We start from the raw sequence: 14,428 nt of genomic DNA, 5'->3' as shown, positions 1-14,428 counted from the left end.
AAAAGTTACCTTCTGCGGTCCTTGGCCGAAAAACCATGCATCACCATTTGAACCGAACGGCTGGGCCAGGAACCAATTGGAAGATCGCCTGTTGAGGCGAGCAGAGCCCACGCGGGGATGCGGGGGGCGGAGCGCGGCCAATGCCCATCTTTAGGTATCTCATCTTTGTCGGTGGAGCTTTGCTCACACTGCTGTTCGCGGCGGATTTCGTTTTCCCGGCGGCGCCCCTAGCGCAGGCCGTTGCGACCGCAAGCAACGACCAGCCGCTGATCCGAATCCGGTCCGATCGTCATCTGCCTGAGCGCGTCGTCCTCGACACGAGCCAGCCGACGATTGCCGCACCCGCGGTTCAGACTGCCGCAGTTGCGGCTCCCCAGCCACCGGTACAGGAGAGCCTGTCGCCGGCTTTGGCCGAGATGTCGGCCAAGACGCGGGTGCGCGAGACCTTCGCCCAGTTCACGCCAGAGCCGAGGGCCGGGACCGCCGCAGCCAGGAAGTCCGAGGCCGTTCAGCCGCAGACGTCCCCGGCTCAAGCGTCTCCGGTCCAGGCCCAGCCCAAGCGTAAGATCGTCAGGACCTATTCGGTGCATCAGCCGGGCCGCCCCATGATGCTGGTCGCTCAGCAGCCGCATTTCGGCCTCTTCAACACGACCTGGTAACAGCGCCTTCGGTAGCCTCGATCGAGGCGGGAAGGGCTTTTTATTGGCCGGCCTCTCTGCTAATTCGAACCAATCCGACCGCTGTCGGGTGTGCTGGCTCCTCGCCAGCGCCGGCCGGCGGATCTCGGTGGCTCGCTACTCGGGCCAGGGCGCTCGTAGCTCAGCTGGATAGAGCATCGGATTTCGATTCCGAGGGTCGGAGGTTCGAATCCTTCCGAGCGCGCCAATCTTCTTTGTTCCATATATGTTCTAAAGCGGCGCGGGCGGCGGATCACGCCGATGGGCCCGCGGCGCGCGTGCATCAGCTTGCCGGGATGCCGGTTTGCCGCCGCGCGCCCGACCGCAGCAATTGCTTCTCGATCTCGTAGTTCGGTGAGAGGCGGTCCCCCTGGTTGTGCGTCTGCGCGGCCTGAGCGCGCAGTCGACGCCAATCGGAGAGATCACCGTCGCCGTGGCCAATCCGGGTCAGCGCCACCCAGATTGATCTCAACATTGAGAGCGTGTGGATGAAGCTCGCGAACTCCGCACGGTGGTTTCGCCGCGCCCACCGCCGCCGCAGCTCAAGTCGTCGTCACCGATGTCCAGAACGACGCCACTCCGCCCGCTTCGCGGTGGGATCACTCGATTTCGAGATGATGAAGAAGACCTTCTCCGGCGAGATCGACAGATATGGATGACTGGCATTCAGCGGCTGCCGAGCCGTGATGTCCCGGTCAGCTCGCCGAAGGTTTGTTCATCTGTATTACATTTCGGTTCGGCCACAATTTGATCAGAACGACCTCGATATCCTGCATCGCGCAAGCGGAGGAAGACATCATGAAACTCAATACTGGCCGATTGGCTACGTCCCTATTCGGCGCTCTCGTTGCGTCATCGACGGCATCCGCCATGCCCATCGCGCCTGCGCCTGCGACACCGCAGGTCTCCGGCATCGAGCAGGTCCGCATGGTTTGCGACGCCTGGGGACGGTGCTGGTGGCGGCCAAGCTACTATGGCTACTACAGGCCGCGGCCATATTACGGCCCGCGGTATTACGCGCCGCGCTATTACGGTCCGCGCCCTTATGGGTACTACGGCTATCGCCGCTGGTAACGTTTGAAGGGGGCCCCTCGGGGCCCCTTCGCTTTTGCGAGGTCATGTCTTGCGCAATGATCACTGGCCTGCAGCATCAAAAGATGAGGTCAGCGGATAAGGCCACTTGTCGTGACTTGACCGGTACCATCAACATGAAAGTGCAAACATCTCGAGCCGGCCATGATCCGACGATCATCCTGCGCACGTGCCCAAGGCTTCCATCATCCCGGCGAATTTGCCGCTGGCCAAATAGAGGAGCAGCAGCGGCCGCGGCCCCTCAGTAGCAGGGGTGCCGCCGGCCGTCCTGACCAATATAAGCGGCCGCGCTGCGGTAGCAGTGGTTGGTCGCCGGGCCGTCATAGTAGGCGAAGGTGCCGGGGGTGATACCCGGGCCGTAATTGTGCAGGTAGCTGATCGGGTAGGGCAGCGGGTTGGCGTAGGAGCGGTGGTACCGGTGGCGGCCGTTCGCCTCCGCGAGGGCGGGGGCCAAGACCGCAGCCGTCAAGGCCGCAACCGCGGCGACACGCGTCAACTTGCTCATCTCGATTCTCCGGAACCCGCTCGAATAGGTCAGCCTGTTATAGCAATTTCGAGCGGCCAAGCATCGCTCCGGAGGCCCGAAATCACGGCCAATCCCGCAGATTTCCGGGTGGGTGTGACAGAATTGCCGGACATGCGGCGAAAGCTGCCCATTTTTGGCCTTTTCGGGATGCTTAACGAATTCCCCACACAAGTATGACCAAAGACTATTCGGTTAAGAATTCTGCCGCCGGCCCCGGGGGATCATTTGCCGGCCCCTCGAGTCCGGTACATTCCTGAAGGCCTTCGTCGTCGTCTCGCCATGCGCATCACGCTTCCGAGTCTGCTGTTGCTCTGCCTCGCCGCCGCCACGCCCGCGCGCGCCGAGCTGCACATCACGCGCGACCACGGCGGCTATGTCGAGGAGTACAAGGCCAAGTACAAGCGGGTGCGCGAAAAGGGCGAGCGGGTCATCATCGACGGCATCTGCAATTCGGCCTGCACGCTCGTGCTCGGCATCGTGCCGATGAACAAGATCTGCGTGACGCCGCGCGCGAGCCTCGGCTTCCACCAGGCCTATTACGACAAGGCGTTCACCTTCGGCATCAAGGTCACCAGCGCCGAGGGTACCTCCGATCTCATGTCCTACTACCCCGACACGGTGAAGGACTGGATTCGCCGCAATGGCGGGCTCACCACCGACATGAAGAAGATCAAGAACGGCGTCGAGCTCTGGAAGATCGTCAATCCCTGCCCGGAAGAATGGTGAGCGGCTGAGACGCACCGCGATCGTCCGTCGCAGCGCAGCATATTGTTACCACGAAATTCGCATTGCCGCATGGCCGAGGGTCGGGCAATGAGGGCGGCAATGAACCATAATCAAGAAACCCTGGCGGCCCGCGCCGCGCCGATCCTGTTCGTGCTGCTCTGGAGCACCGGATTCATCGGGACCAAATACGTCGTCAACAATGCCGATCCCTTGACCTATCTCGCCATTCGCATGGCGATCGTGGTCGGGCTGATGGCAATCATCGCAGGCATCGCGCGGCCGAAATGGCCTGATAGCGCCGGCATCGCGCACAGCGCGGTCGCTGGCATCCTCGTCCACGGCTTCTATCTCGGCGGCACCGCGATTGCGATCGCGCATTCGATTCCGGCCGGCCTGTCGGCGCTGATTCCAGGTCTGCAGCCGATTCTGACCTCGACCATCGCCAATCGCTGGCTCGGCGAACGGGTCACGCCGCTGCAATGGGCCGGGCTCGTGCTCGGCCTCGGTGGGGTGGTGCTGATTCTGCACAACCGCCCGATGACCGGCGAAGCTGGGCTCGGCTGGCTCGCCTCGGTGGTCTCGCTGGTCAGCATCACGCTCGGCACGCTCTATCAGCGCCGCTACTGCAATCACATCGACTGGCGCGCCGGCAATCTCGTGCAGTATGTGGCCGTCACCATCTTCTTCGCGGTCGGCGCCTTCCTGTTCGAGGATCGCGTGGTGCACTGGACGCGGGAGTTCGTGCTTGCACTCGCCTGGCTCGCCGTCGCGCTCTCGATCGGATCGATCGGGCTGTTGTACTGGCTGATCCGCCACGCCGCGGCGACCTCGGTCGCAAGCCTGTTCTATTTGGTTCCGGCCGTCACGGCCCTGATGGCCTATCTGCTGTTCGGAGAAACGCTGGACGCGATTGCCATTGCAGGCATGGCGCTCTGCGCCGCGGCGGTCTTTGTGGTCAATTGGCGGTCCTGACGGCACGCAGTTCGGCTCGCCGGAAACGCGGAAGTGCTTCAACGCCGAGCAAGCGGCGAGGATAGATGCGGGCTGTCTCCGGGCGCGCCCGCACCCGGAGACGTCTTCCGGTGCGATCAGCGCTTGGCCTTCTTGGCCTTCTTCTTCGACTTGCCGGCTTTCTTGGCTGCCTTTTTCGCAGACTTTTTCGCGGCCTTCTTGGACGACTTCTTTGCGGCCTTCTTCGTCGTCTTCTTCGCAGCCTTCTTGGTTTTCTTCTTGGCCGCCTTCTTCGGCGCTACTTTCTTCGCGACCTTCTTGGCGGCTTTCTTCACCTGCTTGACTGCGGCGACTGCCGCGTCCTTGGTCGTTTCCACGGCAGTGGTGATCGTCTCCATCGCCTGTTCGGTGATCGGCTTCTCGTCGTCCATATCGTCCCCCACGGTTTGCATGGAGCGATGACGATAGCGGGTTTCGAAATCGTGTCAAAGCGCCGCTCAACCTTTGCGGATCTTTGCGTAGGCGGCGAGCGCGCGTTCGCGTGCGCTGGCATGATCGACAATCGGCTGCGGATAGGTCTTGCCGATGGTGATGCCCGCGCTCGCAAGCTCGATCGGCGTTGCCTGCCAGGGCCGGTGGATCAGCTTGGCCGGCAGGGCCTTCAGTTGCGGAACCCAGCGTCGAACATAGGCTCCGTCAGGATCGAATTTCTCGCCCTGAAGCTGCGGATTGAACACGCGGAAATAGGGCGCAGCGTCCGCGCCGCAGCCGGCGACCCATTGCCAGTTGGCAGAGTTGCTGCCGGCGTCCGCGTCGACCAGCGTGTCCCAGAACCAGGTCTCCCCCTCGCGCCAGTCGATCAGGAGGTGCTTGACCAGGAAGGAGGCCACCACCATCCGCACCCGGTTGTGCATCATGCCGGTGCGCCAGAGCTCGCGCAGGCCGGCATCGACGATGGGGTATCCGGTGCGCCCGCGCTGCCAGGCGGCGAGCGCTTGTTTGTCGGGCTGCCAAGGGAAGCCATCGAAGCTCGCCTGCAGGTTTTCGGCGGCGAGGTTGGGGTGATCGTGGAGGAGGTGGCGGCCGAATTCGCGCCAGCCGAGCTCGCTCAGGAATTTTTCGACGCCTTGCCCGCGTGCCGGATCTTCCGCCGCGGCAAACCGGGCGGCGTGCCAGACCTGACGCGGGCTGAGCTCGCCGAAGCGCAGATGCGGCGACACCCGTGAGGTGCCCTCTCGATCCGGACGGTCGCGGTCGCCGAGATACATTCGAACATTGTGCTCGAGGAAGTCGCGCAAGCGCAGTTGGGCGGACGCGGCACCGGGGGTCCATGCCTCGCGCAGGCCGCCCGCCCAATCGGGCGCGGTCGGCTCGAGCTGCCAGCTCTCCAGCCGATTGCTTGGGATGATCGGTGCAGGGCGCAGCTCCTTTGGTGCAGGCAGGGGCTTTGGCGGGTCGCCGAGCGCCAGCACGCGGCGCCAGAACGGGGTGAACACGCGCAGGCCCCGGCCGTCCTTGGTGCGAATCGCCGCGGGCGGGACGAGCAGGTCGCCGGGGAAGCTTTGCGTGTGCGTGCCCAGCTTTGCCAGGGCCGCTTGGAGCTGTCGCTCAATTGCCTGATGAGGCGCCTGCGCGATTTCGTTCCAATAAACGGCGCGGGCACCGCTCTGTCGCACCACCTCAGGGATCACCTTGGCCGCGGGCCCTCTGCGCAGGACAAGCGAGCCGCCGCGCGCGGCGATCTCGGCGCCGAGCGCCCGCAGCGACTGCGCCAGCCACCAGCGTGCCGCGCCGCCCGGCGCTCGCCCCGCCGCCTCGTCCAGTACGTAGAGGCAAAGCACCGGCGCTCCGGACTTGGCGGCGGCGTGGAGGGCGGGGTGGTCGGACAGGCGGAGATCGTCGCGAAACCAGACGATGATGGACGGCTGACTGGGCGGGGTCAGGGAAGGCCTCGTTTACCACTTGGAAACCATCCCGCGTGCTGCCCGCGGGAACCGTCGTTAATCGGGCTGTAAGTCAATTGCACCAATATGCAGGAATTACGGGGGTCATTCCATCCATGTCCAATCTTCTAACGGCGAAGTTCCTGCCGCGTTTCAAGCTCGGCACCAAGGCGGTCCTGTGCGCGGTGCTGCTGATCGCAATGAACACGGCGCTCGTGGTCGGCGCAGGCTATTGGTCACTGACATCCGCCTTCAATGACCGCGCCCTGCGCGACATCGAGGTCAATCTGCGCACGCTGGGGCTGGCCTTTGCGGAGACCGTTCCCGAAGCCAAGATCACGATCCGGGATGGCGCGGTGGTCCGCGCCGAGATCCCCAAAATGCCCGACTTCAGGGATCACGCCATCGTCGACCGGGCGGTGTCCTATGTCGGCGGCAACGCGACGCTGTTCGTGTTCGACGCGGCGAGCGGGCAGTTCATCCGCCGCTCGACCAACGTGAAAAAGGAAAACGGCGACCGCGCCGTCGGGACCCAGCTGGCCGCGGATCATCCGGGGCAGGCCCCGCTGCGCCGTGGCGAGCCCTATAAGGGGCCGGCGACGCTATTCGGCAAGACGTTCATGACCGCCTATTTCCCGATCGCGGATGCCACCGGCAAGGTCGCCGGCATTCTCTATGTCGGCATCCCCATGACGCAGTTCGAGGGCATGCTGTCCCAGGCGATGGAGAGCATGGCTGCCGCTGCCGGCCTTGCCGCGCTTCTGGTGCTGGTCCTGACCCTGCTGGTCGTCCGCCGCATCACGCGGCCGCTGACCTCGGTGACGCATTCGCTCACCGCGCTTGCCAACGGCCAGGGCGACGTCGCGATCGAATGCGAGGACCGTGCCGACGAGATCGGCGAGATCGCCCGCACGCTCGCGGTGTTCAAGAGCAACTCGCAGGAGCGGGCGCGCCTACGCACCGAGCAGGCGGCGGCTACCGCTGCCGCAGCCGAGCAGCGCAAGGCCGAGCTGCGCAACTTCGTCGAGGGGTTCCGCGGCAGCGTCGGCGGCATTGTCGACAAGGTGCTGGCATCGTCCGGCGAGTTCGAGCGCGCCGCGCGACAACTGACCGACGCCGCGCGCTCCACGGCAGATCTGTCGGCGCAGTCGGCGGGAGCTTCCGAAAGCGCCTCCGAGCATGTGCGTTCGGCCGCGTCCGCTTCCGACGAGCTGTCTCAATCCATCTCCGAGATCACCCGCCGGGTGCAGGAATCGAACGAGATCTCCGCCGAGGCGGTGCGGCAGGCCGAAGCGACGGACCAGCGCATCGCGCAGCTCTCGGAGGCCGGCTCGCGCATCGGCGACGTCGTCAAGCTGATCACCTCGATCGCCGAGCAGACGAATCTGCTGGCGCTGAATGCGACCATCGAGGCTGCGCGCGCGGGCGATGCCGGCCGCGGCTTCGCGGTGGTGGCTCAGGAGGTCAAGACGCTCGCCGGCCAGACCGCGAAGGCGACCGACGAGATCTCGAACCAGATCGAGAGCATGCAGCTTGCGACCGAGGAATCGGTTGCAGCCATCAAGGCGATCAGCCAGACCATCGAGCGCATCAGCGGCATCGCAGGCTCGATCTCGGCGGCGGTCGAGCAACAGAAAAGCGCGACGCACAACATCGTGGCCAGCGTGCGCGCCGCGGTGTCAGGCACGGCCGATGTCGCGGTCAATGTCCGTCACGCCGCCAAGGGCGCCAGCGAGACGGGTGAAACGTCGAGCCGGATGTTTGCTTCCGCCCAGGCGCTGTCGGGCGAGAGCCTGCATCTGAAGGCCGAGGTCGAGAGCTTCCTCGACCGCGTGCACGCGGCGTGATTCTGGGTCGTCATCCCGGGATGGTCCTAAGGACCAGCCCCGGGATCTCGAGATCCCGGGTTCGATGCTGACGCATCGCCCCGGGATGACTTTTTGCGGCCGCTATCCGCGACCGCCAAAAGTCATCTGGGCTGCGGGACGATGCGGATGTAGGGCTTCGGCTCCTTCCACCCCTGCGGATAGATCGTCTTGGCCTCGTCGTTGGAGACCGAGCCCGCGATGATGACGTCGTCGCCCTGCGACCAGTCGGCCGGGGTGGCGACGCGATGCTTGGCGGTCAGCTGGAGCGAGTCGATGACGCGCAGGATCTCCTGGAAGTTCCGGCCCGTCGTCATCGGATAGACCAGCACCAGCTTGATCTTCTTGTCCGGGCCGATGATGAAGACGTTGCGGACGGTTTGGTTGTCGGCCGGCGTCCGGGTGAGGGGATCGCCAGAGGTCGAGGCCGGCAGCATGCCGTAGAGCTTGGAGACGTTGAAATCGGTGTCGCCGATCATCGGGTAGTTTGGCGCGGCGCCTTGAGTCTCCATGATGTCTTCCGACCATTTGGCATGACGGTCGACCGGATCGACCGAGAGGCCCATCAGCTTCACCCCGCGCTTGTCGAATTCCGGCTTCAGCTTGGCGAGGGCGCCGAGCTCGGTGGTGCAAACCGGCGTGAAATCCTTCGGGTGTGAGAACAAGAGGGCCCAGCTGTCGCCGATCCAGTCGTGGAACTTGATCTTCCCTTCGGTGGTTTCGGCTTCGAAGTCAGGGGCGGTGGCGCCGATCGGAAGTGTCATGATCTTACCTCATCTCATTGAATCTAATCGAGAATTCGTCTCCGGCCGTCACATCCATTATAAGGGCTTCGCCGGCCTAAGTGAACGCCAACTGAACCGGCTCAAGTAGAATGTGAATTTCTTCTTTGACGGGCCGATTTTCTAGCAACTTATTGTTACAGCGGCAGCTGCGGCGAAACAGCTCCACCCGGGGTCACACGGTCTCGCTCGCCCCGATAATGCCTTTTATGACTTTCATCACGCTCGCCCGGCGCGTTCTAGAACCAGATTGGTCCTGATAGCGACCAATTGGCAACCATCTAGAAAAGTCGCGATCCCCGTATCGAATCGTTAACCACCCCTTTACGCCGGCATGGAAATGCTGGTCGATCAGAAGAAGTCTGGAAGTGAACTATGTCCGCCGCTGCGCCTAAGCCTACCGAGTCGTCGTCCCTCGTGCCGTCCTGCCGCGATACTGCAACTCATGCCCTTTCCGTCGTGCGCGACGGCGTGATCACGGGCGAAGGCCCGACCACCAAGGGACGGGTGCATTTCTCCCGCTCGCTCGACGCTGATGACACCGCCTGGTGCATGCGCATCCTCACCGCCACCGCCGTCAACGACCAGCCGGTCAGCCGCGCCGAGGCCGAAGTTCTGTTCGAGATCAACGAGGCCGCGACCGAGCGCACCGATGGCGGCCGGTTCGACGACCTGCTTGCCAAGGCGGTCGCCCATTATGCCGCGAGCGCCTCGGGCCTGAAGGTGCCGCCGCGCAGCGTTGCGCTGTCGGCCGACACCGAGATCGAGAGCTGGGCGCCGTCCTATGCTTCCAAGGTCAACAGCGAGATGCTGGAGTGGATCGCCGGCCAGATGCGCGGCAAGCGCCAGAACAACCGTCGCCTGATGGCGATGGTGGCGACCTTCCTCGGCGCCACCGCACTGCCTCTGGCGGGCCAATTGCCGAACGTGTTCGACATCGGGATGTAAGGCAAATGGGCCGCGGTCGCGGCTCACAGCTTCGTTTAGTTTCGCTGGATGAAGGGCTCTGGCCGCTGCAACAGGCCAGGGAAGTCGTGTCACGCTCGTGTCCCGGACGCTGCCTCAACACCGTCATTGCGAGCGGAGCGAAGCAATCCAGAATCCCTCCACGGAAAGACTCTGGATTGCTTCGCTGCGCTCGCAATGATGGAGTGTGTGGTGGGCAGCGCGTTCTTCAATTCGCATTTCGGTCGCGGACACGCCTTCGCATCCTCGCGGCGGACTCGCCCGAGCTTTGCTTCTTGCTCACTTTCAATTGAAAGAGGGCGCAGGGAAGACCGGGTGCCGGCCGGGCACCCACGGTCCACTGTGCGAAAGTGGCAACGAAGAATTTGCACAGCGGCATACAGGTGAAGCCAAACATCCGGCCTTCCCTGCGCAGTGGGTTGACGGCTTATGTCGTGCTCTCCCCGGGGAGCGATGCACTATTGCCCCCGTCGCCTTGCGGATGGCTGATGCGTGGGCCCGGTTGGGCCGCTCACATCACCGCAAGACTTGGCGCACAGACCCCGGGCGCCAGGACCACACGATTTTGCCGTACGCGAACCGCACCCGTCGTTGGCGCGAGGTCTTCGCTCACGGTTACCCGCCCTGCGAAGCTTTTCGCGCCGATGTGGCCCGCGTCCACCGCCCCCCGGCCCGCGTTCGTGACGATCGCGATACGCCCCTCTTCCTTGGGCCGGGTTGCGCGACACATACGCGATTTCCGAATTTCGGTAAAGTGGAATATTTTTGGCGACCGAGATTGACCGGCATCTTGGATGTTTTGCCCGTCGGGCAACGCAAGGGATGGTAGCTGCAACCATTCAATCCGGCGCGGTCTGCGCCGCCGGTGGATTCGGTGCAAGCGCCTGCGCCGGCTTCGTCGCGGCCGGATAGAGTTCGGTCTTGGCGAGATCACGGCGGAGCGAGGATGGAGCCGTGTGCAGGGCAAAGGCGATCGCGATCTGCGTTCTGTTCTGAAGCCGGTACTTGCGCATGATGTTGCCGATATGAGCCCGCACCGTGTTTTCCGAGATGTTGAGCTCGTAGGCGATGTTCTTGTTCTGCATCCCCCGTGCGATCAGCGTCATCAGCTCCCGTTCGCGCGGAGTCGGTGCAATCAAGTCTTTCGGATCCGAGCTCATGGCTGCCTCCGTGGCCTTTGCGAACATCCCGGCATGCTCTCACTCCGTCTTGAGTGCCTCGATCGGGCTCAGCTTGGACGCCTTGTGGGCTGGATAGAAGCCAAAGACGAGGCCCGTCGCGATCGAGAAGGCGAGAGACAGGCCGATCGCCTGGCCGTCGATCGAGGTGACCCAACCGGCCATGCGGGCGACCGTCATCGAGAGCGTGATGCCGCCGGCGACGCCGATGGCGCCGCCGAGCAGGCAGAGGACGAGCGCTTCGCAGAGAAACTGCAGACGGATGTCGCGCATCCGCCCGCCGAGCGCCCGGCGGATGCCGATCTCCCGCGTGCGCTCGGTGACCGACACGATCATGACGTTCATGATGCTGATGCCGCCGACGAGCAGCGAAACCGAGGCGATGGCGACGAGCAGCAGCGCGACGGTGCGGATTGCGCCCTGCTGCGCTTCCATGGCGGCGGCGGGATCCTGGACCTTGAAGTCGTCGTCCTGGCCGGCGGGGATGCGGTGGCGCTGCCGCAGCAGGTTCGCGATCTCCGCGCGCGCGCCCGCCATCTGACCGTCTGCGGCCACCTTGGCGATGATGTAGGCGACCGAGTCGCGGTTGATGTTGCTGGCGCTGCCGAGGAAGCGCAGCTTGGCCGTGGTGAGCGGCACGAAGGCGACGTCGTCCTGGGCCGGTCCCTTGCGGTCGAGCACGCCGACCACCTCGAGCGGGACCTTCATGATCCTGATCTGCGCGCCGATGGGATCGTCGCCGGGTGCGAACAGCTCGCGCGCGACCGTGCTTCCGAGGATCACGACCTTGCCGGCACCGGCCTCCTCGGTGGCGGAGAAATAGCGCCCGGCCGCCAGCTGCCAGTCGCGCACCATGAAGTGACCGGTGGTCGTGCCGTTGATCGTCGTGTTCCAGTTCTTGCCTTCGTGGATGACTTGCGCCGTTCCTGCGATGGAGCCGGCTGCGGCCTGGATTTCCGGAATCTGCTCGAGGATGGCCTGCACGTCGCTCTCGGTCATCGTCAGCTTGCTGCCGTCCTTGAGACGCACGCCGCCCTGGTAGACCGCGCCGGGGGTGATCATCAGCACGTTGGCGCCGATCGATCGGATCTGTTCCTGCAGGCGCAGCTGCGCGCCGGATCCGATCGCGAACACCGTCACGATCGAGGCGACACCGATCACGATGCCGAGCATGGTGAGGAAGCTGCGCAGCGGATTGAGGCGCAGGGCGTGGAATGCGATCTGGAAGCCCTGCAGCATCGTCATGACACAGCGCTCCGTTTCGGCAGAGCAGGGGCCTGCGTTTCGTCGCCGACGAGCTCGCCGTCATGCAGGTGGATCGTGCGCCGGCACTGGGCCGCGATGCCGGGATCGTGGGTGATCATGACGATGGTCTGGCCGCTCCGGTTGAGCGCGGCGAACAGGGACAGGATCTCGGCGCCGGTGCGGCTGTCGAGCGCGCCGGTCGGCTCGTCGGCGAGCACGATCAGGGGAGAGGCGATCAGTGCCCGCGCGATTGCGACGCGCTGCTGCTCGCCGCCGGAGAGCTGCCGCGGGAAGTGATGGGCCCGGTGCAGCATGCCGACCGCCCGAAGGCTCGCTTCCGCGCGCGCCAGGCGTTCCTTGCGCGCGATCCCGCAATAGACCAGCGGCAATGCGACGTTCTCGATGGCATCGTGGCGCGCGAGCAGATTGTAGGATTGGAACACGAAGCCGATGCTGCGAGCGCGCAGGGACGACCGGCGATCTTCCGTGAGATCGGCAACGTTGGCGCCCTGAAGATAGACCGCGCCCGCGCTCGGCAGGTCGAGCAATCCGATCATGTTCATCAGCGTCGACTTGCCGGAGCCGGACGGTCCCATCACGGCGACGATCTCGCCTTGCGCGATGTCGAAGCTGACATTGCGCACCGCGGCCACCGCGACGCCCTCGGTGCGATAGGTCCTGCTGACCGACTGGAGGCTGATGAAGGGCGCAGCGGCGGTCATGACCCAAACCTGATTCCGAGAATTTCCATGCCCGCCGGGCGGATGGCTTGGCCGACGGCAACCTCGCTGCCCTCGACGAGGTCTCCGCTCCGAAGCGCGACCTGCTCGGTGCCGGCGGCGCCGACCGTGACCGCGACGCGCTGCAGCGCGCCGCTGGCGGTGCGCACCCACACGCCGCTGCGTCCGGTGTCCGGCCGCGTGCCGGTCGGCTGGAATCGCAGCGCTGCAAGCGGCACTTTCAGCACGTCGTCCTGGCGTTCGATGACGATCTTCACCAGGGCAGTCATTCCCGGCAGCAGCGCGCCGTCGAGGTTGGCGGTCGCCAGCACCACGGTGTAGGTGACGACGTTCTGCTGGGTCTGCGGCGCCTTGCGCACCTGGCGCACCACGGCCTCGAAGCGGCGGTCCGGGTAGGCGTCGACGGTGAAATGCGCGTGCTGCCCGGGTGCGATGCGGCCGATATCGGCTTCATCGACCTGCGCGTGAATTTCCATGTCCTCCAGGCGGTGCGCCACCATGAAGGTGGTGCGCGCTTCCAGTCCGACCGCGAGCGTCTGCCCCTCGTTGACGAACCTGCCGACCACGACGCCGTCGATCGGCGAACGGATCATGGTGCGGTCGAGATCGGCCTGGGCTGCGGCGAGGACGGCGGCTTTCTCCGGCACCGCCATGCGAGCCTGCTGCAGCTCCGCCTCGATGCGGCGGACGTCGGCCTGTGCACCCTCCACCGAATAGGAGTTGAGGGACATCAGGATCTCGGCTTCGCGTTCCTGGGCGAGGCGCGCGGTGAATTCGGTCTGTGCGTCGTCGACCGCCGTCGTCGCCACCACGTTCTGCGACTGCAGCGCCAGCTTGCGCTGCAACGTCTTCTGAGCCGAGGACTTCACCGCCTGCGCGCTCTCGAGCTTGGCCGCGAGCACGTCGCGGCTGCCCCTCGCGTTCTGCAGATCGATTCTGGCGCGGTCGAGCTTGGCCCTGGCGATGTCGACCAGGGCATTGGCGACGGCCAGCGACGCCCGGGCCTCGTCGACCTTGGCTGCAAAGCTGCGCGGATCGATCAGAGCAAGCGGCTGATCCCTGGTGACGGTGTCGTTGAAGTCGACATAGACGCGGGCGAGCTGCCCCGACAGTTGCGATCCAACCTCGATCGTCTTGACCGGCTGCAGGGCGCCGGTGACGGTGACGGTCTGCTCGATGCTGCCGCGCTGGATCGAGGCATAGCGGAACAAGGGGGCATCCGATCCGAAGGTCGGCGCTTCGTGGCCGCCGGGCACGAGCAGCCGCCTGGTCTGCTCATAGGCGCGAGCCGCCGTGTCCGCCGCGCTCCCGGCAGCGCCGGCGATCGTGCCCGGACCGGCGTAGAGGATCGCAGCGAGGCCGCATGAAGCTCCGAGCAAGGCAAATGCTGGCACAAATCGCATATCAAAACTCGCCGATTGAATTGATTTCGGGGAATCGGGAGAAAGTGGCAAGCTCGCTATGGTTGTAAAACGTCTAAGGTTGTATCGAATGTCAGTATGTCGTCCTCGCCGGGCTGACGGTCGGGCGTGGCGCATCATCCAGTGGTAAAGCAGGTGGGGTGCTACTTTTCGTGATTTGATCAGGATGCATACGGAGCGTATCGATATGAGGCGCGCGGTATCGAACTCGATAAGCTGACTAAACGTCCCGTCTGATCCGGCCGGAGCGGCAGCAGCTGGCGTCGAGTCGTCACATGGGTGGCGTGCCATGATGCAGCCGGCGAGACCACGACGC

General features: G+C 64.6%; 15 protein-coding genes and 1 tRNA gene. 7 read left to right on the top strand and 9 right to left on the bottom strand.

The annotated features are described in order from the left end of the window. Positions 1 to 140 precede the first annotated feature (140 nt). Both ACM43_RS27660 and ACM43_RS27655 read left to right on the top strand, forming a co-directional pair. Entirely contained in the window at positions 141 to 659 is a 519-nt protein-coding gene (locus tag ACM43_RS27660; RefSeq protein ID WP_271544437.1) for a hypothetical protein, read from the top strand. 149 nt (positions 660 to 808) lie between these two features. Further along, a tRNA-Arg gene (locus tag ACM43_RS27655) sits at positions 809 to 885 on the top strand. A 75-nt stretch (positions 886 to 960) separates the two neighbouring features. On the opposite strand, the gene ACM43_RS27650 is transcribed toward ACM43_RS27655, so the two are convergent. After that, entirely contained in the window at positions 961 to 1,218 is a 258-nt protein-coding gene (locus ACM43_RS27650) for a DUF3775 domain-containing protein (protein WP_404655611.1), read from the bottom strand. Between the two features lie 257 nt (positions 1,219 to 1,475). Between ACM43_RS27650 and ACM43_RS27645 the strand changes: the two genes are divergently transcribed. Then, positions 1,476 to 1,751 (top strand): hypothetical protein, encoded by a 276-nt coding sequence (locus ACM43_RS27645; protein WP_271544435.1) that lies wholly within the window; start codon positions 1,476 to 1,478, stop codon positions 1,749 to 1,751. Between the two features lie 259 nt (positions 1,752 to 2,010). Here the strand turns inward: ACM43_RS27645 and ACM43_RS27640 are convergent, their stop codons facing one another. After that, positions 2,011 to 2,274 carry a hypothetical protein gene (locus tag ACM43_RS27640; RefSeq protein ID WP_036041425.1) on the bottom strand — a complete coding sequence of 88 codons (264 nt, stop codon included), beginning with the start codon at positions 2,272 to 2,274 and terminating at the stop codon, positions 2,011 to 2,013. 300 nt (positions 2,275 to 2,574) lie between these two features. On the opposite strand from ACM43_RS27640, the gene ACM43_RS27635 reads away from it, so the two are divergent. Beyond that, positions 2,575 to 3,021, top strand: coding sequence for a hypothetical protein (locus ACM43_RS27635; RefSeq protein WP_157280506.1), 447 nt, complete (start codon positions 2,575 to 2,577; stop codon positions 3,019 to 3,021). A 99-nt stretch (positions 3,022 to 3,120) separates the two neighbouring features. Beyond that, a complete protein-coding gene (locus ACM43_RS27630; RefSeq protein WP_271544432.1) occupies positions 3,121 to 3,993 on the top strand; it encodes a DMT family transporter in 873 nt (290 codons plus the stop codon). Positions 3,994 to 4,109: 116 nt separating this feature from the next. Here the strand turns inward: ACM43_RS27630 and ACM43_RS27625 are convergent, their stop codons facing one another. Together ACM43_RS27625 and ACM43_RS27620 are read right to left on the bottom strand one after the other, a co-directional pair. Continuing rightward, a complete protein-coding gene (locus ACM43_RS27625; protein WP_271544430.1) occupies positions 4,110 to 4,403 on the bottom strand; it encodes a histone in 294 nt (97 codons plus the stop codon). 66 nt (positions 4,404 to 4,469) lie between these two features. Continuing rightward, positions 4,470 to 5,861, bottom strand: coding sequence for a cryptochrome/photolyase family protein (locus ACM43_RS27620; protein WP_271545086.1), 1,392 nt, complete (start codon positions 5,859 to 5,861; stop codon positions 4,470 to 4,472). Positions 5,862 to 6,031: 170 nt separating this feature from the next. Here ACM43_RS27620 and ACM43_RS27615 point away from each other — a divergent pair, with 170 nt between their 5' ends. Next, a complete protein-coding gene (locus tag ACM43_RS27615) occupies positions 6,032 to 7,762 on the top strand; it encodes a methyl-accepting chemotaxis protein (RefSeq protein ID WP_271544428.1) in 1,731 nt (576 codons plus the stop codon). A gap of 122 nt (positions 7,763 to 7,884) precedes the next feature. Here the strand turns inward: ACM43_RS27615 and ACM43_RS27610 are convergent, their stop codons facing one another. Then, a complete protein-coding gene (locus ACM43_RS27610) occupies positions 7,885 to 8,544 on the bottom strand; it encodes a peroxiredoxin (RefSeq protein ID WP_157280498.1) in 660 nt (219 codons plus the stop codon). Between the two features lie 393 nt (positions 8,545 to 8,937). Between ACM43_RS27610 and ACM43_RS27605 the strand changes: the two genes are divergently transcribed. After that, positions 8,938 to 9,510: a hypothetical protein gene (locus ACM43_RS27605; protein WP_271544426.1), complete on the top strand. Its 573-nt coding sequence runs from the start codon at positions 8,938 to 8,940 to the stop codon at positions 9,508 to 9,510. Positions 9,511 to 10,367: 857 nt separating this feature from the next. Here the strand turns inward: ACM43_RS27605 and ACM43_RS27600 are convergent. The 4 genes from ACM43_RS27600 to ACM43_RS27585 are packed head-to-tail and all read right to left on the bottom strand — an operon-like array spanning position 10,368 to position 14,094. Beyond that, positions 10,368 to 10,688: a response regulator transcription factor gene (locus tag ACM43_RS27600; RefSeq protein WP_198399585.1), complete on the bottom strand. Its 321-nt coding sequence runs from the start codon at positions 10,686 to 10,688 to the stop codon at positions 10,368 to 10,370. Between the two features lie 39 nt (positions 10,689 to 10,727). Further along, positions 10,728 to 11,951 carry an ABC transporter permease gene (locus ACM43_RS27595; protein ID WP_271544423.1) on the bottom strand — a complete coding sequence of 408 codons (1,224 nt, stop codon included), beginning with the start codon at positions 11,949 to 11,951 and terminating at the stop codon, positions 10,728 to 10,730. After that, a complete protein-coding gene (locus ACM43_RS27590; RefSeq protein WP_271544421.1) occupies positions 11,948 to 12,673 on the bottom strand; it encodes an ABC transporter ATP-binding protein in 726 nt (241 codons plus the stop codon). The genes ACM43_RS27595 and ACM43_RS27590 overlap by 4 nt, the downstream gene beginning before the upstream one ends. Next, positions 12,670 to 14,094 carry an efflux RND transporter periplasmic adaptor subunit gene (locus ACM43_RS27585; protein WP_271544419.1) on the bottom strand — a complete coding sequence of 475 codons (1,425 nt, stop codon included), beginning with the start codon at positions 14,092 to 14,094 and terminating at the stop codon, positions 12,670 to 12,672. Before ACM43_RS27585 ends, ACM43_RS27590 begins: the two co-directional genes overlap by 4 nt. Between the last annotated feature and the right edge of the window lie 334 nt (positions 14,095 to 14,428).

It is taken from the genome of Bradyrhizobium sp. CCBAU 45321, from assembly GCF_028128975.1.
Taxonomy (GTDB): Bacteria; Pseudomonadota; Alphaproteobacteria; order Rhizobiales; family Xanthobacteraceae; genus Bradyrhizobium; species Bradyrhizobium yuanmingense.
The sequence above is the reverse complement of the archived record's forward strand: the minus strand, read 5'-3'. Positions and strand labels throughout refer to the sequence as shown.